The sequence below is a fragment of the Geobacillus sp. genome (assembly GCF_017515625.1).
GTDB lineage: Bacteria > Bacillota > Bacilli > Bacillales > Anoxybacillaceae > Geobacillus > Geobacillus stearothermophilus.
Map to the genome: position 1 here is coordinate 1 of NZ_JAFWFM010000001.1, position 19,037 is coordinate 19,037.

General features: G+C 52.3%; 21 protein-coding genes and 3 pseudogenes. 20 read left to right on the forward strand and 4 right to left on the reverse strand.

Going from position 1 to position 19,037, the window contains the following annotated elements; all coding sequences use genetic code 11:
* Positions 1 to 96: 96 nt before the first annotated feature.
* The gene (spoIIQ, locus tag IKE44_RS00005) at positions 97 to 990 is read left to right on the forward strand and encodes a stage II sporulation protein SpoIIQ (RefSeq protein WP_053532599.1); all 894 of its coding nucleotides are present in this window, start codon (positions 97 to 99) and stop codon (positions 988 to 990) included.
* A gap of 281 nt (positions 991 to 1,271) precedes the next feature.
* On the opposite strand, the pseudogene IKE44_RS00010 reads toward spoIIQ, so the two are convergent.
* Positions 1,272 to 1,559: pseudogene (locus IKE44_RS00010) on the reverse strand (zinc ribbon domain-containing protein); the annotation flags it as partial.
* Here IKE44_RS00010 and IKE44_RS00015 point away from each other — a divergent pair.
* The 3 genes and pseudogenes from IKE44_RS00015 to IKE44_RS00025 form a co-directional block, all read left to right on the forward strand.
* Positions 1,557 to 2,744, forward strand: a pseudogene (locus IKE44_RS00015) (gamma-glutamyltransferase family protein); the annotation flags it as partial. The pseudogenes IKE44_RS00010 and IKE44_RS00015 overlap by 3 nt on opposite strands.
* Before the next feature lie 25 nt (positions 2,745 to 2,769).
* A complete protein-coding gene (locus IKE44_RS00020; RefSeq protein ID WP_230581297.1) occupies positions 2,770 to 2,988 on the forward strand; it encodes a chromate transporter in 219 nt (72 codons plus the stop codon).
* A 45-nt stretch (positions 2,989 to 3,033) separates the two neighbouring features.
* Positions 3,034 to 3,162 carry a hypothetical protein gene (locus tag IKE44_RS00025; protein WP_259463369.1) on the forward strand — a complete coding sequence of 43 codons (129 nt, stop codon included), beginning with the start codon at positions 3,034 to 3,036 and terminating at the stop codon, positions 3,160 to 3,162.
* 20 nt (positions 3,163 to 3,182) lie between these two features.
* Here IKE44_RS00025 and IKE44_RS00030 read toward each other — a convergent pair whose 3' ends face one another.
* The gene (locus IKE44_RS00030; RefSeq protein ID WP_033013678.1) at positions 3,183 to 3,692 is read right to left on the reverse strand and encodes a BsuPI-related putative proteinase inhibitor; all 510 of its coding nucleotides are present in this window, start codon (positions 3,690 to 3,692) and stop codon (positions 3,183 to 3,185) included.
* Between the two features lie 309 nt (positions 3,693 to 4,001).
* Here IKE44_RS00030 and spoIIID point away from each other — a divergent pair, with 309 nt between their 5' ends.
* From spoIIID to IKE44_RS00080, 10 genes are all read left to right on the forward strand, one after another.
* Positions 4,002 to 4,265 carry a sporulation transcriptional regulator SpoIIID gene (gene spoIIID / locus IKE44_RS00035; protein WP_008880665.1) on the forward strand — a complete coding sequence of 88 codons (264 nt, stop codon included), beginning with the start codon at positions 4,002 to 4,004 and terminating at the stop codon, positions 4,263 to 4,265.
* A 103-nt stretch (positions 4,266 to 4,368) separates the two neighbouring features.
* Positions 4,369 to 5,370, forward strand: coding sequence for a rod shape-determining protein (gene mreB / locus IKE44_RS00040; protein ID WP_033013679.1), 1,002 nt, complete (start codon positions 4,369 to 4,371; stop codon positions 5,368 to 5,370).
* A 121-nt stretch (positions 5,371 to 5,491) separates the two neighbouring features.
* Positions 5,492 to 6,322 (forward strand): flagellar hook-basal body protein, encoded by an 831-nt coding sequence (locus IKE44_RS00045; RefSeq protein WP_064213652.1) that lies wholly within the window; start codon positions 5,492 to 5,494, stop codon positions 6,320 to 6,322.
* A gap of 21 nt (positions 6,323 to 6,343) precedes the next feature.
* Positions 6,344 to 7,165 (forward strand): flagellar hook-basal body protein, encoded by an 822-nt coding sequence (locus IKE44_RS00050; RefSeq protein WP_064213653.1) that lies wholly within the window; start codon positions 6,344 to 6,346, stop codon positions 7,163 to 7,165.
* An 80-nt stretch (positions 7,166 to 7,245) separates the two neighbouring features.
* Positions 7,246 to 7,488, forward strand: coding sequence for a DNA-directed RNA polymerase subunit beta (locus IKE44_RS00055; protein WP_231107671.1), 243 nt, complete (start codon positions 7,246 to 7,248; stop codon positions 7,486 to 7,488).
* 52 nt (positions 7,489 to 7,540) lie between these two features.
* A complete protein-coding gene (gene fabZ / locus IKE44_RS00060) occupies positions 7,541 to 7,978 on the forward strand; it encodes a 3-hydroxyacyl-ACP dehydratase FabZ (RefSeq protein ID WP_064213655.1) in 438 nt (145 codons plus the stop codon).
* Between the two features lie 159 nt (positions 7,979 to 8,137).
* A complete protein-coding gene (locus tag IKE44_RS00065; RefSeq protein WP_049626536.1) occupies positions 8,138 to 8,503 on the forward strand; it encodes a hypothetical protein in 366 nt (121 codons plus the stop codon).
* 250 nt (positions 8,504 to 8,753) lie between these two features.
* Positions 8,754 to 9,497, forward strand: a complete 744-nt coding sequence (locus IKE44_RS00070; protein ID WP_049626535.1) for a YveK family protein — start codon at positions 8,754 to 8,756, stop codon at positions 9,495 to 9,497.
* Positions 9,487 to 10,185: a CpsD/CapB family tyrosine-protein kinase gene (locus IKE44_RS00075; protein WP_049626534.1), complete on the forward strand. Its 699-nt coding sequence runs from the start codon at positions 9,487 to 9,489 to the stop codon at positions 10,183 to 10,185. Before IKE44_RS00070 ends, IKE44_RS00075 begins: the two co-directional genes overlap by 11 nt.
* Before the next feature lie 58 nt (positions 10,186 to 10,243).
* The gene (locus IKE44_RS00080; RefSeq protein ID WP_287464615.1) at positions 10,244 to 11,029 is read left to right on the forward strand and encodes an SGNH/GDSL hydrolase family protein; all 786 of its coding nucleotides are present in this window, start codon (positions 10,244 to 10,246) and stop codon (positions 11,027 to 11,029) included.
* A 31-nt stretch (positions 11,030 to 11,060) separates the two neighbouring features.
* Here the strand turns inward: IKE44_RS00080 and tagU are convergent, their stop codons facing one another.
* Positions 11,061 to 11,999, reverse strand: coding sequence for a polyisoprenyl-teichoic acid--peptidoglycan teichoic acid transferase TagU (gene tagU, locus IKE44_RS00085; RefSeq protein ID WP_287464617.1), 939 nt, complete (start codon positions 11,997 to 11,999; stop codon positions 11,061 to 11,063).
* Positions 12,000 to 12,259: 260 nt separating this feature from the next.
* On the opposite strand from tagU, the gene IKE44_RS00090 reads away from it, so the two are divergent.
* The 6 genes from IKE44_RS00090 (at position 12,260) to IKE44_RS00115 (ending at position 18,895) form a co-directional block, all read left to right on the forward strand.
* Complete coding sequence (locus tag IKE44_RS00090) at positions 12,260 to 13,027, forward strand: tyrosine-protein phosphatase (protein WP_287464618.1); 768 nt, start codon at positions 12,260 to 12,262, stop codon at positions 13,025 to 13,027.
* A 331-nt stretch (positions 13,028 to 13,358) separates the two neighbouring features.
* Positions 13,359 to 14,729: an AAA family ATPase gene (locus tag IKE44_RS00095; protein ID WP_287464620.1), complete on the forward strand. Its 1,371-nt coding sequence runs from the start codon at positions 13,359 to 13,361 to the stop codon at positions 14,727 to 14,729.
* Positions 14,722 to 15,285: a hypothetical protein gene (locus IKE44_RS00100; protein WP_287464622.1), complete on the forward strand. Its 564-nt coding sequence runs from the start codon at positions 14,722 to 14,724 to the stop codon at positions 15,283 to 15,285. Before IKE44_RS00095 ends, IKE44_RS00100 begins: the two co-directional genes overlap by 8 nt.
* 47 nt (positions 15,286 to 15,332) lie before the next feature.
* On the forward strand, positions 15,333 to 16,013 hold the full coding sequence (locus IKE44_RS00105) for a hypothetical protein (RefSeq protein ID WP_287464624.1): 681 nt from the start codon (positions 15,333 to 15,335) through the stop codon (positions 16,011 to 16,013).
* Between the two features lie 113 nt (positions 16,014 to 16,126).
* Positions 16,127 to 17,017, forward strand: a complete 891-nt coding sequence (galU, locus tag IKE44_RS00110) for a UTP--glucose-1-phosphate uridylyltransferase GalU (protein WP_287464625.1) — start codon at positions 16,127 to 16,129, stop codon at positions 17,015 to 17,017.
* A gap of 54 nt (positions 17,018 to 17,071) precedes the next feature.
* Complete coding sequence (locus IKE44_RS00115) at positions 17,072 to 18,895, forward strand: nucleoside-diphosphate sugar epimerase/dehydratase (protein WP_287464626.1); 1,824 nt, start codon at positions 17,072 to 17,074, stop codon at positions 18,893 to 18,895.
* A gap of 23 nt (positions 18,896 to 18,918) precedes the next feature.
* Here IKE44_RS00115 and IKE44_RS00120 read toward each other — a convergent pair.
* A pseudogene (locus IKE44_RS00120) lies at positions 18,919 to 19,037 on the reverse strand (IS982 family transposase); the annotation flags it as partial.

The following is a 19,037-nucleotide window of genomic DNA, read 5'->3' on the forward strand; positions in this document are numbered from 1 at the left end:
AAATGCGGGGGAATATCAAAAAATAAGCGAAAAAATTGTATTCGGCGTGTATATCTTTTCCTCTTTCTGTTCAAAATGGTTGCTGAGGTGATGAACATGAGAGAGGAACAAAAACAACCGTCGCTGAAGCGTTTCTTCCGCAAGCGTTGGGTATTTCCGGCTATTTATCTATCTTGCGCAGCGTTGATCGTCGCAGGCGCACTTTGGTTCCAAGTGGGCAAACAAGAGAAGTCGGGTGAAAACGACACCGTGAAAAACGGCACCGCCCAGCAGGAAAACCCGGCTGTTCCGGTCAATGAAACGGTCGAAAACATCGCGATGCCTGTGCTTGACCCGAACGCCGTGCAAGTCAAAACACCGTTCTATGATGACAACGCATCAGAACAGGAACAGGAAGCAGCCCTCGTCTTTTACGATCATACGTACCATCCGAACCAAGGGATCGACCTTGTGCGCCAAGACGGCAAAACGTTTGACGTTACGGCTGCATTAAGCGGCACGGTAACGAAAGCGGAAAAAGACCCGATTTTAGGCTACGTTGTGGAAATCAATCATGAACAAGGGGTCACGACCGTCTATCAATCGCTGGCCGACGTGAAAGTGGAAGCAGGCGATACGGTGAAACAAGGCGAAGTGATTGGCAAGGCAGGGCAAAGCGAGTTTAACAAACAAGCAGACATCCACGTCCACTTTGAAATTCGCAAAGACGGCAAACCGGTCAACCCGATCGACTATATCGACAAACCGTTGACCGCCTTGACCGACAAAGCCGAAGACAACGCCGGAACAGATAACGCCAACGCAAGCGAAGAGAAGAACGTGACGCCAAGCGACGAAACCGCGCCGAGTGAACAAAGCCCGGCCAAGGAAACCGAACAAACGCCGGCTGATGACAACAAAACGGCGCCAAGCGACCATGAGCAAGACCAACATGATGACGCGTCTTCCTACAAAACGCCAGACGCCTCGATCGGCATGGCGAGAGCGTAATCGACAAGGCGTCGAGCAAGAGGAAACGAAAAACGCGACGAAAAGGCCTGTCCGTTTGCCAAGACAAGCGGGCGGGTCTTTTTGGTTTTGATGTTTCGAAATCCAAACGGGGAAGCACAGCGACCAGAAAAAGCTCTTCACTAGTAATGGTCAACTACCCCCACTTCGCTAACGCTTGAAGTGGAGGCTTGCAACTCCCCAGAAGTGCGAGCGGATTTCGTCCTCCTTCCTTGACTTGGGGTTGCATTAGGGGCAGGTTGACAACTGCCCAACGACGCAGGTCATGCCTGTGTCGTTCCTTCAACGATGTACTCTATTCCTTTTCGTTGAAGGTTCATGGCACCAATGCGGTCATCGTTTGAGGTATATCCGCATGTTCGGCAACAAAAGGTGTGTGTACGCTTGTTTCGATTGGCTTTTTCCGTATGACCACACTTTGGACATGTCAAAGAGGTGTAATGCGGAGCAACCACCATCACTTTTGACCCATGCAAACGTGCCTTATACTCTAACAGTTGACGGAACTGATAGAACGCCCACGATACGGTTTCATATCGGTCATGGAGGCGATCGCCTATGCGGAAAACGGCTACCCAGTATCGCCGGTGCTGGGCAAATACTGGGCGAACGCTTATCGGGTGTACAAAGAAGCGCTGAACGGGCCGGAGTTCGCCTCGTGGTTTGCGACGTTTGCGCCGGGCGGCCGCGCGCCGAAGATCGGGGAAGTGTGGGCGTCTCCGGATCATGCGGCGACGCTGCGCTCCATTGCCGAAACGGAGGCGGAAAGCTTTTACCGCGGCGAGCTGGCGGAAAAAATCGCCGCCTTCTCGAAGCAATACGGCGGCTTTTTGGCGGCGGACGACCTCGCCGAGTACGAACCGGAATGGGTCGAGCCGATCTCCGTTTCCTATCGCGGCTATGAAGTGTGGGAAATCCCGCCGAACGGGCAGGGGCTTGTCGCGTTGATGGCCATCAACATCATGAACGGGTTTGACGTGCCAAGCGTCCCGGATGTCGAGACGCACCACCGGCAAATCGAGGCGATGAAGCTGGCCTTTGCTGATGGAAAAGCGTACATCGCCGACCGCCGTTATATGAGCTGCAGCCCAGACGAGCTGTTGTCGGGGTCGTTTGCCGCCATGCGCCGGGCGCAAATCGGCGCGGAGGCGCTCACGCCGGAGCCGGGGACGCCGCCCAAAGGCGGCACGGTCTATTTGGCCGCCGCCGACGGCGAAGGGAATATGGTCTCCTATATTCAAAGCAATTACATGGGCTTCGGCTCCGGCCTCGTCGTCCCAGGCACGGGCATCGCCCTGCACAACCGCGGCCATAACTTTGTCTTCGATGAACGCCATCCGAACGGGCTGGCGCCAAGGAAAAAGCCGTACCATACGATCATCCCCGGCTTTTTGACGAAAGGCGGCGCACCGGTCGGCCCGTTCGGCGTCATGGGCGGATTTATGCAGCCGCAAGGGCATTTGCAAGTGATCATGAACACCATCGATTTTGACTTGAACCCGCAAGCGGCGCTCGATGCGCCACGCTGGCAGTGGATGGAAGAAAAAACGGTGCTCGTCGAGCCGCACTTCCCGCGCCATATCGCCGAAGCGCTCGCCCGCAAAGGGCATGACATTCGCTTTGCCTTAGACGGAGGTCCGTTCGGCCGCGGACAAATCATTTGGCGCGATCCTGACACCGGCGTGCTTGCCGCCGGGACGGAGCCGCACACGGACGGGGCGGTCGCCGCTTGGTGAGACTCACGATAAAGGGATGACTTCGATGAACCAATGGCATTTATTTCTTGCTTTTTTTCGCGTCGTCATGCTCGGGATCATGGCGATCGACTTTTTTCGCGAGTCGTACGAAGGAGCCGGGCTCGTCCAAATGGTGTGTCTCGCTGCCACCAGCGCCCTGTTGATGTTCGGCAAATGGCGCCTCCATCCGGCGTACGTCATCGCCTTGGCGCTCGTGTACGGGGCGGTGTTTCTCTCGCCATGAATGGCCTCTATGGCTAAAGAAAGATGGAAGGGATGCTTCCTCACAGTGACGGAAACATCCCTCTTGTCGTCATTGTTGCCGTTGACAGGCGAACGGACGCCCTCTCTCACCGGGCTGTTGGCCAACTCGGCACGAGCGGCGTTTGGCATGCGCCGCATGCGGCCGGCCGTTTGACTTGTCATTCGCCCGAAGCCTCATTGCACCGTAAACGTCACTTTCGCCCGCGCGTTCGGCCAGTTTTGGTCGGCGAGCCACCACTCAAGCGTATACGTTCCGGGCTCCAGGCCGCGGAACGTCTCCTGAAACGACAGCTCTTCCCCTTGTTTTAACGTGCGCTCTTCGTAAATTTGTGCAAACATCTTCCCTTCGCTGTACTGCTTCACCTTTTGGCCATCGCGGTACAAAATGTAGTCATACTTTTTCGAGCTCGTGAACGTCACCGTTTGCACGCGCTCCGTTTGGTTTTTGACCGTAAACGTAAACACGTAAGCATCGTTTTGCTTTTCGTATGTGAGTGACGGCTCCAACGTTCCGGCGATGATCCCTTTCCCGCCTGTGGGCGCTGGTTTGCCCGCTGGAGCGGGGCCAAGCAAATCATCTTTCGCCTGCGGGCGCTCGTTGCCGCTATTATACATAAACAGCGCACTCGCCGCCGCCACCCCGGCCAACACGGCTGCGACGCCGATCATTTTTCCTTTGCCCATGCCAGATCCTCCTTTTTTCCTCTCTATACATAGTCGTTTCCCATTTCCCTTCCGTTACAAACCGCAAAAAAATTGTGAAAAAACCGTTGTCCGCCTTGATATTTCTGGTATATATTCCCGTTTTGTCTAATAAAATGTTACAAATTGAACAGCAATGAGAGTGGTTGAGGTGGGGATCGTTCACAACCGGCAAGCGACGCGGCGAAGACGCTTCCAAGACATCCAACGAAAGCGGCGCTCATCAGTGGCAAGACGAGTCTCATTTCACACTTCTCACTTCTCACATCCAACTTAGGGAGGGCGAGTGGTGTGCACGATTACATCAAAGAGCGTACGATCAAGATTGGCAAGTATATCGTGGAGACGAGGAAAACCGTTCGCGTCATCGCGAAAGAGTTTGGCGTGTCGAAAAGCACCGTGCATAAAGACTTGACCGAACGGCTACCGGAGATCAATCCGGAGCTGGCCCAAGAAGTGAAACAAATCCTCGATTACCATAAATCGATCCGCCATTTGCGCGGCGGTGAAGCGACGAAGAAGAAGTACAAAAAGCAAGCGGTGAAAAACAACTGACTTTTTCCTTGCCATCTGCCGTTTACAGTATCATTCCGGGGGGCAAATATGGTAGAATAATCTATTAGGAATGATTTCAGGGCAGAGGCAAGGAGGAGCATGTATGTTCTCACGAGATATTGGCATTGACCTAGGCACGGCGAACGTCCTCATTTTCGTCAAAGGCAAAGGCATCGTGCTCAATGAGCCGTCCGTCGTGGCGATTGATAAACACACGAACAAAGTGCTCGCAGTCGGCGAAGAAGCACGACGAATGGTCGGACGTACTCCTGGGAATATTGTTGCCATTCGGCCGCTCAAAGACGGCGTCATTGCCGACTTTGACATTACAGAAGCGATGCTGAAGCATTTCTTAAGCAAGCTCGACCTAAAAGGCTTTTTCGCCAAACCGCGCATTTTGATTTGTTGCCCGACGAACACGACATCGGTCGAACGGAAAGCGATCAAAGAGGCAGCAGAAAAAAGCGGCGGCAAAAAAGTGTACTTGGAGGAAGAGCCGAAAGTCGCAGCCATTGGCGCCGGAATGGACATTTTTCAGCCGTGCGGAAACATGGTCGTTGATATTGGCGGTGGCACGACCGACGTGGCGGTTCTCTCGATGGGGGACATTGTCACCGCCTCTTCCATTAAAATGGCCGGGGACAAGTTCGATATGGAAATTTTAAACTACATCAAGCGCGAATATAAGCTGCTCATCGGGGAACGAACGGCCGAGGAGATTAAAATCAAAGTCGCAACGGTATTCCCAGGCGCACGGACCGAAGAAATCGACGTCCGCGGCCGCGATCTCGTCACCGGACTGCCGCGCACGATCACCGTCCGTTCGGAGGAGATCGAACGGGCGCTTCGCGAGCCGGTGTCCTTGATTGTACAAGCCGCGAAAAGCGTGCTCGAGCGCACGCCGCCGGAACTGTCGGCCGACATCATCGACCGAGGCGTCATCTTAACGGGCGGCGGCGCCCTCTTGCATGGCATCGATCAGTTGCTTGCCGAAGAGCTGAAGCTGCCGGTGTTCATCGCCGAAAATCCGATGGACTGCGTCGCCCTTGGCACCGGGCTGATGCTTGAGAACATCGACCGCGCGTCGAAATCGCAGTTGGTGTAAAAAAGGAAAAGCAGGGGATGCGGCTCGCCCCCGCCCGCCTATAATGGAATCAACAAGCCGCCCGCCAACGCCGGCAGCGGCTTTCTGCCACGAATTTTCATGGACAAGCGAGGGAGCTGTCATGCTAAGAGGATTGTATACCGCCGCGAGCGGCATGCTCGCCCAGGAGCGGCGCGTCGAGATGCTGACCAACAACTTGGCGAACGCCGAAACGCCGGGATACAAAGCTGATGCAGGAGCGATGAGAGCGTTTCCGGAACTGTTGATGAGCCGCCTCGAGGACGAGCCGACCCCGACCGCCCCGCCGCGCGCCATTCTGACGCAAACGGCGATCGGGCCGCTCCAGACGGGTGTCTATATGCAAGAACTCATCCCGAACTTCCGCCAAGGGGATATGAAAGAAACCGGTCTCTCCACTGATGTAGCCTTAGTCGATGGACAAGTCCCGGTCGACCCGGCAAGCGGGCAGCGCGGGGCGCTCTTGTTTGCCGTCGAAAACGGCCAAGGCGACATCCGGTACACGCGCAACGGCCATTTCACCGTGAGCCCGGACGGCTATTTAACCACGCAAGACGGTTGGTATGTGCTCGATGGCAACGGCGAGCGCATCGCCGTTCCGAATGAAACGTTCGCCGTCCGCGACGACGGGACGATCATCACCGGAAACCGGGAAATCGCCCGCCTTGGCGTCGCCTTCGCCGCCAACCCGCAAACATTGGTGAAGGAAGGAAACGGCCTGTTCCGCAGCACGGCAGGGCCATTGCCGCAGGCGCCCGGCAATGTCACGTATACCGTCAAGCAGCGGTTTCTCGAACGGTCGAACGTGGACGTTGAGCGGACGATGACCGATTTGCTCGCGGCTTACCGAACGTTTGAAGCAAACCAAAAAATCATCCAAGCGTACGACCGCAGCTTGGACAAGGCCGTCAATGAAGTCGGCCGCCTGAAATGATGACAAAAGGAGGACAAGCCCGTGCTTCGTTCGATGCTCACCGCCGCCAACACGATGAACGCCTTGCAAGAGCGGCTTGATACGATCAGCCACAACATCGCCAACAGCAACACCGTCGGCTTTAAACGGCGCGAAGCGAGCTTCGCTGAGCTCCTCGCCCAGCAAGTCGACCGCCTCCCCGCCGACGAAGCGCCACGTGAGACGCCGGCCGGCGTGCGTTACGGCAACGGGGCGCGCCTCGCCTCGACGATGCTTGTGTCTGTTCAAGGAACGCTCGTCGAGACCGGCCGCGCGCTCGATTTCGCCTTCACCGCCGCCAACCAATGGTTTCGCGTTCAAGTCGCCAATGCCAACGGTGACACAACGATCGGCTACACCCGCGCTGGCAACTTTTCTGTCACTCCTATGGACGGACGTCTTGCCCTCGTGACAAGCGACGGCCGCCCGGTGCTCGATGAAGCGAATCGGCCCATCGAATTTCCCACCGGCACAACCGGCTTTCAGCTCTCCCCAACCGGGATGCTGACGGCCACTGATGCCAGCGGTGCGGTTGTTGCCCGCGTGAACCTTGGCGTCACCGCCATTGACCGTCCGCAGCTTCTCGAAGCCCAGGGAGACAACGTCTTCACCTTGCCGGATGTCCCTGGCGCCGCTCGGGAGCTCAACGGCAATTTGCGTGGCCAAATCGGCGTCAAGCAAGGCGCCTTGGAACAGTCGAACGTCGACCTTGGCGAAGAAATGGTTGGCCTAATGGCGACAAACCGAGCGTATCAGCTGAACGCCCGCGCCATTTCCATTTCGGAACAAATGCTCGGGCTGATTAACGGCATGCGCTCCTCATAAGGAGGATCGCGATGAGTGACGAGAGGCATCAAGAGCGTATGCATCGGCCGTCTTCCCGGATGGCAAGGCGGAAAGGCCGAGTGAGAAAGAGCCCGCCGGCTCCCGCTGAACCGGAAGCCCAAGCCCTTCCGGCTGAAGAGGAGGCGGCCGCGCCGCGCCGTTTCGCGCGCACCCGGCTCATCATCGTCGCCGCCTTGATGGCCTTAAGCCTCGCCGCCGGCGCGGTCGTTGGCTACAGCGCCATCGGCGACGGAGCGTGGCTTGACGTGTTCCGCCCCTCGACGTGGCAGCACATCCTCGACTTTGTCGAAAAAGGGACGTAAGCAGCACCTCGCCGCGTCATCGTCTTGATGATCATGAAAAAGGAGTGTTTCTATGCTTGACATCCAACAAATCCAAGCGATCATCCCGCACCGCTATCCGTTTTTGCTTGTTGACCGCATTCTGGAAATCGAAGAAGGAAAGCGCGCCGTCGGCATCAAAAACGTCAGCGCCAACGAAGCGTTTTTCGCCGGCCACTTCCCCGAATACCCGGTCATGCCCGGCGTGTTGATCGTCGAGGCGCTCGCCCAAGTCGGCGCCGTCGTCCTCCTGCAAAGCGAAGAAAACCGCGGCCGCCTCGCTTTTTTCGCCGGCATCGACAACTGCCGCTTTAAGCGGCAAGTGAAACCAGGCGACCAAATTCGCCTGGAAGTCGAAATTCTCCGCGCCCGCGGCGCCATCGGCAAAGGCAAAGGCACCGCCACCGTCGACGGCGAACTCGTCTGCGAAACAGAGCTCATGTTCGCCCTTGGTGAGAAAACAAACGGCTGACCAACGCGCGCTCCTTTGCGGGGCGCGTATGTTCATTCCCCTAAACGCCACCTCCGCATTTGTTTCATTCCCCTTGCATGAAATGCGCTCTTCTGGGAAAGATAAACAAGGACCGGTCTTACATAAGGTCACAACAACACGAAGAAAGGAGAAGGTGCCATGAAAAAAAAGGCGTTGCTGTTCAAACTGTTCAGCGCCATCGTCGCCCTCTTTTTAGCGTCCGGATGCAATGGCGACAAAGACAATCCGCCGCCGCCGAACAACAATCAAAACGATGTCAACGACCTAGACGTGAACCCGGCCGATGACATCAACCAAAACGATGACGTCGACAACGACAAAGACAACGACGGCATCCCGGACAACCGCGATGCTGATTTGAACGACAACCAAAACAATCAACTCCCGCCGGGAGATGACACGAACAACGGACCGGGCGATGATGAGCGCGATACGGTTCCGGACCGCGAAGACCCAATTGAAGACCCGCAAGACGCTAACGACAAAGACAATATAGACGAATAACGAAAAAAGGCTGCCGATCGAGGCGGCCTTTTCGTTTCGCCAAAATTAGTACCGATTTCGGCTAGATATGTTTCGCTTCATTCGCTATAATGGGAATGTCGATTCATGTTCGAAAGATCGGGACAGAGGTCGAACATCGGGATGTTCTTGCGGAGGAAACATTTGTACAACCTTCCCTTTTGCATCAGAGGGGACGTACGTACCGCGAACGTCAACCAAGAAGGAGACAGACAAGAGAGGGGGAATACTGGTGGAAGAAACGATCAGCCTGCGTGAGCTGTTCGAAACATTGCGCAAACGGCTTTGGCTCATCGTGCTGATCACCGCGCTAGCGACCGTTGTAAGCGGTGTGGTCAGCTATTTTCTATTAACGCCGATTTATCAGGCATCGACACAAATTCTCGTCAACCAAGCGAAATCGGAGCAGCAGCTCTACAACTTCAATGAAATCCAAACGAACGTGCAGCTCATCAACACGTACAGCGTCATCATCAAAAGCCCGACCATTTTGGAAAAAGTGAAAGACGAGCTCCGCCTTGACCGGACGATCGACGAGCTGAACGAACAGATTCAAGTCTCAAGCGAAAAAGACTCGCAAGTGTTCTCCGTCACCGTCCAAGATCCCGATCCTGCCTTGGCGGTCAAGATCGCCAACAAAACCGCGGAAGTGTTCAAAAACGAAATCGTCAAAATCATGAACATCGACAACGTAACGATTCTCTCAAAAGCGGAAGTGAAAGACCATCAAGCCCCGGTCAAACCGAAGCCATTGCTGAACATGGCCATCGCCTTTGTCGTCGGCTTGATGACGGGTGTAGGGCTTGCGTTCTTGCTTGAATATTTGGACAACACGATCAAAACGGAAGAAGACGTCGAAAAACATCTCGGCCTGCCGGTGCTCGGCGCGGTCAGTTTGATCACGGCGGAAGGTAGGAAAAAAGCGAAACGCGAAACCGTCATTCCACAAACAAGAGGTGAAACCATTGGCTCGTAAACCAGCAGCATCAATCCGCAAAGCGGAGCGGAAGCTGATCACATTTGACAATCCGAAATCGCCCATCGCAGAGCAATATCGGACGATCCGGACGAATATCCAGTTTTCATTCATTGATGCGCCGCTTCGTTCCTTAATTGTCACGTCAACGCGGCCTGGCGAAGGGAAATCGACCACCGTGGCGAACTTGGCTGTCGTCTTCGCCCAACAAGGGAAAAAGACGCTACTTGTTGATGCTGATTTGCGCAAACCGACGGTGCATTACACGTTTCGCCTGAACAACTACATGGGGCTGACGAACGTCTTAACAGGCTCGGCGCCGCTGTTGCCGACGTGCCAAGCGACCGAAATCGATCACTTGTCGGTTTTGACGTCGGGCCCGATTCCGCCCAACCCCGCCGAGCTCCTCAGCTCGAAAGCGATGGCGCAATGCCTCGAACAGCTGTATGAGACGTTTGACCTTGTCGTCTTCGACACTCCGCCTGTCTTGGCCGTGACAGACGCGCAAATTTTAGCCAATCAATGCGACGGCACCGTCTTGGTCATCGAAAGCGGCGGCACGGAAATCGAGGCGGCCGTCAAGGCGAAGGAGCTGCTCGAAGCGGCCAACGCCAAGCTGCTCGGCGTCGTTTTGAATAAGCGGAAGCACCGCGACGGCGGGTATTATTATTACTATCAATACAAGTAACCAAAAACGGCTTCCCGACCGCGGGAAGCCGTTCTGATAGAGAAAAGGGGGAGAGCCGTTGAGAAACTTCATCTTGATCTTGTTGTTCACCGCCGCCTGCCTTGCCTTCATCATAACCGGGCATTTGTACTGGGAACGAAAAATCGACGCCACCGTGCAGGCGGCGCGGGCGAAAGTCGAAATATCCGCCAAGCAGGAAATGGAGACGAGCCAAACGGAAGCGATCCTCGCCCGCGCTAGGCAGCTGCCTGCGGCTGCACAAGCTGCCATCAAGCGGGCGGTGGAGGAGAATCGCCCAATCCGCCTTGTCATCGCTGGCTCCGAATCAACGCCAGAGAACGGCGGCTGGCCTGATTTATTAAAACAGGCGCTCGACAAAGCGTACGGGAAAGGCGTGTTTCACATCACCGTCCACGAATACGAGGGCTTGACGACCGCCGACGCCGACCGACAGCGCATCGCCGCCGACTGGGCCAAGGATAAGCCGGATCTTGTCTTGCTTGAACCGTTTTTGTTAAACGACAACGGCGTCGTGGCGATCGACGACACGCTCGCCCACATCCAATCGATCATCGACCAACTCAAATCGGCGGCCCCGGATGCGGTCGTGATCTTGCAGCCGCCGAACCCGATTTACAACGCTACATACTATCCAAAACAAGTCGAAGCACTCGAACGGTTCGCAAAAGACAACGGATACGCCTACTTCGATCACTGGTCCGCCTGGCCTGACCATAAAAGTGAGGAACTAAACCAATACGTTGATCCGGAAAGTGACCTGCCGACCGCAGAAGGCGCCAAAGTGTGGGCCAATGCGCTCGCCAAGCGCTTCATCGCCCAATAAAAACGCGCACCTTACAAGGTGCGCGTCTCATTTACTTCGCCGCTGTTGCCTTCAACTCCAGATGCTCCTTCAACTCATTTGAAATCGCCAACCGTTCGCTCTCCGGCACAAGCAAGTAATAAATGCCGTTGATTTTCGTCCCTTGTCCCGTAATATGCAGCTGCTTAATGTGCTTGCGGGCGTCTTTGTAATTCGCCTGAATGTCTTTCATTTCCTCAAACGTCAAGTTCGTTTTCACGTTTTTCCCGATCGCCGCGAGCACATCGCTGTAGTTTGTGAGCGACGAGAAGCTGGCGCCTTTCTCAATAATCGCTTGAATGATTTGTTTCTGCCGGTCTTGGCGCCCGAAATCGCCACGCGGGTCGTCGTAGCGCATGCGCGAATATTTCAACGCTTCATCGCCGTTCAACGTAATCTCGCCTTTCGGGAAGTGCGTTCCTTCATACGTAAACGCGAACGGGTTGTTCACCGTCACCCCGCCGACGGCATTCACGATGTCGCGGAAGCTTTCCATGTTGACTTTAATGTAATAGTCAATCGGAATATCTAAGAAATGCTCCACCGTCGCCATCGTCATCTCCACGCCGCCGAAGGCGTACGAGTGGTTGATTTTATCTTCCGTCCCTTTTCCGATAATCTCCGTTCTCGTGTCGCGCGGGACGCTGACCATCTCAATCGACTGCTTGTTTGGATTGACTGTCATGACGATGAGCGTATCGGCGCGTCCTTTATCCCCTTTCCGTTCATCGACACCGATCAACAAAATGGAAATCGGCGTTTTCCGTTCCACCGATACTTTTCCTTCCCGTTTTTTCGATTGCCAGTTGATCTCTTCATGCATCTGATCCGCTGTTTGTTTCACATTATGGTAAACGGAATAGGCAAACGCCCCCGCACCAATTACAAACAACGCAACGATGATCCCGACCCATCGCAGCCATCTTCGTTTTTTTCGCCGTTCTGCTCTCATGTCCAACCTTCCTTCGATTTTAAAATTCATCATTATGATTATAGTTTGTTTTCCTTGGTGAAACAACTAGAAGAATGTGCGAACCTATCAAATTTTGGCAAATCATGTCCACTGTTCACGAAACAGCCAACAAATGGCGCCAGCAGAACTTCTTTTTCGACAAAAAGCGACAAAAAAACACGATTGCTATGACGAATCTCCTATGCTATGATTAAGGGTGTTCAAGATATTGGAAAACGATGGAGAAGAGGGAGACGGTGATGATCGATATTCATAGCCACATTTTGCCGGGTGTTGATGACGGGGCGCAAACGATGGACGACGCCATTGCGATGGCGAAGGCAGCTGTCGATGAAGGCATTACCACGATCATCGCCACTCCCCATCATCGCAATGGAAAGTATGATAATCCCGCGCCAAATGTCATCACTGCCGTCCAACGGTTAAACGAGCAGCTCCAACAAAACCAAATTCCGTTGACTGTATTAGCAGGTCAGGAGGTTCGCATCCATGGCGATGTGCTGAAACATTGGGAACAGGGCGACATCCTCCCGCTCACCGGGGAATCGCCATACATTTTGATCGAGTTTCCATCTGACCATGTTCCACGCTATGCGAACCAGCTGCTGTTTGAGATGCAGCTGAAAGGACTCACTCCTGTGATCGCCCATCCGGAGCGGAACGCTGAAATCATCGAAAAACCAGATCGGCTGTACGAGCTCGTCCAAAAAGGCGTCCTTACCCAAGTGACTGCCGCCAGCGTCGTGGGCCGTTTCGGAAAAAATATTCAGAAGTTTTCAATGCAGTTGATCGAAGCGAACTGGGTGCACTTCATTGCCTCAGATGCTCATAATCTCACAAGCCGTTCTTTCCAACTGCGGACGGCTTATGATACGATCGACTGCGAATTCGGCATCGACGCCGTTTATTTCTTCCAAGAAAACGCCGAACTGCTTGTGGGCGGGCAAACCGTCTATCGCGACGAGCCCGTGCGGATCAAAAAGAAAAAATTTCTCGGCCTCTTTTAGGAAGAAGCGCCTCAGCCAACAGGCTAGCCCGACTGTTTCAGCCATTTGTTGACTCGTCTCCTATTTTAGTCAACAAAACCGAAACAGCTTCCTTTTTCCTTTTCGGTGATGTCTCCTTACCGTTATCAATGGAGGCACTCGGCCATGCCGTGGGTGGGGACGATGACGGTCCCGGCACCTTAGACGCCCGTCGTCGAGGGTGTGGTGTGAGGGCGGGTTAGATGCCCGATTTTTCACTCGTTTTTATCTAATTCAGTGATTATGAGTCAGGCGTATCGTTTATAATAGAAAGATAGAGGATCCGTAATCTGTGAAAAGAGGCGATACGCGCATGGAACAAACTTGGGCGTTAAAGGTTGAGCGATTTGGAAAGATCAAACAGGGGGAAATCGATATTGCCCCGTTGATGTTGTTTGTCGGCGACAACAACAGTGGGAAAAGCTATCTGATGTCGCTTCTTTGGGGGGTGTTGTCCGAGGGGCGCAAGCTGTTTCCAAAAGACCCTCCGAACACGTCCACGTACAAGGAAATCGATCGCTTTCTTGAATCGTCTATCGGCGATGACTGCCTCATCCAAGACCGTGAAGCGCAACTGTTTGTCCAATGGTTTAATGATGTTCTCAGAAACAAAAAAAGCGAGTTGGTTCGAACGATTTTTCGGCGCAAAATCCCGATCGGTTCGTTAAGCATCGAGCGGTACCGCCGTTCTGAACCGCTGCGAATCATCTTTGAAAAGAAAGATTCGCTCCAAGGCACTCGTTTTTCGACGGGGAAACACTATATTCGCATCCCGTATACGGATCGAAGCAAGGGACAAGCGACAGAGCGGTATCGCATGGCTCAATACATTACGTGGAATTTGTTGATGGATGGACTTACATCGCCGTTTTACCCACCATCCAGACAAGGCGGCATCCAAGGGCGGGCCATTGGCGAAGCGCTGTATTTGCCCGCTTCGAGAACAGGGTTCATGTTGTCTTACAAGGCGCTGGTGCAAGAAATGATGGAACGGATGATCAACGAAGAACATGAGGAACCATCCCTTGACTTCACGTTGCCTGTCTATCGATTCTTGCAAGCGTTGTTGCGTTTGGAGGAAAGCGGACAGTCGAAATATGCGGACATCGGACGATTTATTGAAACCGAGATTGCCAACGGAACCATGGACCAAGAAAAAGGACCGATTCCATCGTTCTACTATTGCCCACAAGGCAAACAAGAGCGCTTGCCGTTATACGTCACATCGTCGCTTGTAACTGAACTGTCGCCGCTCATTTTGTTTTTAAAATCAAAAGCAACGTACCGTTCACTCTTTTTTGAAGAGGCAGAAGCGCATCTGCATCCACGCGTCCAGCGCATATTAGCGACAGCGCTTGTCAAGTTGGCCAACCGAGGCATGCCGGTGTGGTTGACCACCCATAGCGATATTTTGTTCCAACAGGTGAACAATTTGATCAAACTTCACCAGTATCCAAAGAGAGAACAGTTGATGAAAACGTATGGCTATGTCGATGAGGACGCGATTGATCCGAAAAAGGTGAGGGCGTACCAGTTCCGCATGCAAGGCCAAGACACGATCATCACGCCGCTCATTCCGACCGAAAACGGCTTTCCGGCGGAAACGTTCAATGAAGTCATTTGGCAGTTGAATGAAGAGACGTATGCATTCCAGATCGGGGAAGAGGATGGAGAGAATGAATAACCTCGAATACCTTGAGCGAAGCTTTTATGAGAAAACGGGGGAAACAGGCGGAACGTTATATGTGATCGAGCAGGAAAAATCGGGAGAAGCACAAGTAACGCTCCACTGTTCCAACGAAGCCGTAGTGTTTTCGATCAAGCCTAACAACGGATTCCCTTATCTTCGAACCAAAAACACACCCGATGGCATCGTCTTTGTCAGAAGAGAGAAGCAATGTTGGGAACTGCACATTTTTGAATGTAAAAAAACAGTAAGAGAGAAGAGTTGGGAAAAGGCGAAACAGCAGTTTGAAGGAGGCATGCTTCATGCCTATATGTTACGGGGGCTTTTGGATCTTCCGCCTTTTTCAAAAATATGTGTATACACGGCCTACCAGGATGACCATTTATCGAAAAACTCGCCAGATCCAGCTTTGTTTCGGCAGCCGGTGGGCAAACCTGTGAAGAAGCCGCCGTATGCGGACTGGGATGATCCAAGCCTTGTCATTTTGGGGCATGAAGTTCCTCATCAACGCATTCCACTGAATGACTCCGGACAAGGAGAATACACGTTGTAACGTTTCCCTGCCGCGCCATGCTATAATGGCGTCAAGGAGGTGAAGCCATGAGCCAAGAGCTGAAAGAATTGCTTCGTTCCGTCTTGCAAGAAGAACTGAAACCAGTCCACGACAGGCTTGAGCGGTTGGAAGGAACAGTCGGACACATTCGTCAAGACGTATCGCAGCTGCAGCAAGACGTATCACAACTTCAGAAGGATGTCACCCAACTGCAACAAGGCCAACAGACATTAGAAACCACGGTTTCCCAAATTCAAAAGGACGTTGCCCAGCTTCAAGAAGGGCAGAAGGCGTTGCAGCGTGAGATCGTCCAGCTCCAAGAAGGCCAACGGACATTGGAAACGACGGTCTCTCAAATTCAAAAAGACATTGTCCAGTTGCAAGAAGGCCAGAATGCATTGCAGCGTGAGATCGTCCAGCTCCAAGAAGGCCAACGGACATTGGAAACGACGGTCTCTCAAATCCAAAAAGACATCACCCAGCTGCAACAAGGCCAACAAACACTAGAACACGAGATGGCCGGCATGAAGCAAATGCAAGAGCGAATCCTCGAAGAGCTGCGCATTTCCAAACACAATCAATCCCTCATTTTAAACGATGTCACGAGCATCAGAAAATCCGTCGATGTCACCGTCTCGTCCTTGCAGCGCCGATCCGATGTGATGTTCGACAAACTGATCGATCATGAAAAAGAAATCTTGAATCTGAAATCAAAAATGCCAAACTAAGTCCCGAAAAGGGGCTGTTTTTTATGCCCATATGCATCGGCGCATCGGCGCAGCTACGGTTGCACCGATGCGCGGGGGCATAGGGGCCAACTATACATAGGGGGTTACGTACCATGAAAAAAGTACGCAAAGCGATCATTCCAGCAGCGGGGCTCGGCACAAGATTTTTGCCAGCGACGAAAGCGATGCCTAAGGAAATGCTTCCGATTGTCGATAAACCGACGATTCAATACATCGTCGAAGAAGCGGTCGCCTCTGGCATCGAAGATATTATCATCGTCACAGGAAAAGGAAAACGCGCGATCGAGGACCATTTCGACAACGCTTTTGAGCTTGAACAAAACTTAATTCAAAAAGGCAAATACGACTTACTCGAAAAAGTAAAAGAGCCATCGAAAGTCGACATTCACTACATTCGTCAAAAAGAACCGAAAGGGCTCGGCCACGCCGTTTGGTGCGCACGCAACTTTATCGGCGACGAACCGTTTGCCGTTCTGCTTGGTGACGACATCGTCCAAGCGGAAACGCCGTGCTTAAAGCAATTAATTGACCAATATGAACAAACTCTCAGTTCCGTTATTGGTGTCAAAAGAGTGCCTGATAACGAAACGCACCGTTACGGCATCATCGATCCAATTGAACAACACGGACGCCGTTACCAAGTCCGCCAATTCGTCGAAAAACCAGCACCAGGCACCGCGCCATCCAACTTAGCGATTATGGGAAGATACATACTCACACCGGAAATCTTCTTATTCCTTGAAAAACAAGAAGCCGGCGCCGGCGGCGAAATCCAGCTCACCGACGCGATTCAAAAATTGAACGAAATTCAACGTGTCTTCGCCTACGAATTCGAAGGCAAGCGCTACGACGTTGGCGAGAAGATCGGATTTATTAAGACGACAATTGAGTTTGCGTTGCAGAATGAGGAGTTAAGGGACGATTTACTCGCATTTATGGAGAAAATTATTGCGGAAACAAAACAAAATACGAATGCATCATAACGAGCCATGGCGAACATGGCTCGTTATCTATTATACGAAGGGAGACGCAGTGCGTTGGCATATCGAAAACGATTAACGTTTTTAATAATATTGGACTCATTAATCGTGTTAACGGCGATTTACGTCAGCTTGTTTACGATTCATCCAGGAATACAAATCTGGAAATACAAATCGGTTCTGTTATCGGCGTTAACGCTGCTTGTCAGCCATCATTCTTTTGCGTTTATATACCGTTTGTACCATAAAGCGTGGGAATACGCGAGCATCGGCGAATTAACGGCGATTATTAAGGCGGTCACGTTTTCGATTATCACAACAGCGATCGTGCAATTTTCCGCCTTTCAAGATATTTATGTCCGCGCGTTGATGATTACATGGATGATTCATATTATTCTCATCGGCGGTTCGCGGTTTGTCTGGAGAGTGTTCCGCGACCGCTACATAAGACCAAACGCGAATAAACGGCGGACGCTCATTATCGGTGCGGGAGCCGCGGGAACGATGGTGGCGCGGCAGTTAGTAAACAATCCAGAAGCGGAACTGAAGCCAATTGCGTTTATTGATGATGATCCTAATAAACAAAAATTGCAGTTTTTTAACATTCCTGTGATGGGAACGACGAAAGATATTGAAGATGTCGTTCGCGCGCTGAAAATTGAACATATCATCATTGCGATTCCTTCATTGACAAAAAAGGAACTGAATCGCATTTTTGAACAATGCGCGAAAACGAAAGCAAAAACGCAAATTGTTCCGAAACTTGAAGATATTGTGACCGGGAAAGTATCTGTCAGTCAATTCCGCGATGTCCAAGTGGAAGACTTGCTTGGCCGCGAGCCGGTCGAACTCGATATTGAAAGCATCTCCAGCTATATCGAAAACAAAGTCATTTTAGTCACGGGCGCCGGCGGTTCGATCGGATCGGAAATTTGCCGGCAAGTATGCCGGTTTAACCCGAAAAAAATCGTTCTTCTCGGCCACGGCGAAAACAGCATTTATCAAATCGACATGGAACTGCGCAATCAATATAAAGATCAAATCGACATTGTTCCAGTCATCGGCGACATCCAAGACCGTGAGCGTATGTTTGAAGTGATGGAAGAACATAAGCCAGATGTCGTCTACCACGTAGCGGCGCACAAACACGTTCCGTTAATGGAATACAACCCGAAAGAAGCGGTCAAAAACAATATTTTCGGGACGAAAAACGTTGCTGAAGCGGCCGCTACATTTGGTGTCCAAACCTTTGTATTAATTTCGACTGACAAAGCTGTCAATCCAACCAATGTAATGGGAGCGACAAAACGCTTTGCGGAAATGATTATTCAACAATTGGACAAGCAGAGTAAAACAAAATTTGTCGCTGTCCGCTTTGGAAACGTCCTCGGCAGCCGAGGCAGCGTCATTCCGTTATTTAAAAAGCAAATTCAAGCCGGCGGTCCCGTTACCGTCACCCATCCGGATATGACGCGCTATTTTATGACGATTCCGGAAGCATCCCGGCTCGTCATCCAAGCCGGCGCGCTTGCCAAAGGCGGCGAAATCTTCGTTTTGGACATGGGCGAACCAGTCAAAATCGTTGATCTCGCAAAAAACTTAATCAAACTATCCGGATATACCGTCGAAGAAATCGGCATCGAATTTACCGGCATTCGTCCTGGTGAAAAGTTGTTTGAAGAATTGCTTAACGAAAATGAAGTGCATCCAGAGCAAGTGTTTCCGAAAATTCATATTGGGAAAGCAACGATGGTGGACGAAAAAATTCTTCACGATTTTATGGATCGGTTTGAAGAGATGGATAAAGAAGAGGTTAGAGAAAGATTGCTGGGGATTGCGAATAATCGACTCATATCGAAGGTTCCTACAAAAATTCTATAAAAACCCGTGGTGCTAGTTGAGCGTCAGCGCTCAACTAGCCCTAGTGTGACCAGGGAATACGCCAACAAGATGCCATCGAGTGCCACTTCAAACCCGGTAATGGAATTCGCTCGAATGTCGGTGATCCGGTATTGGTCTACGA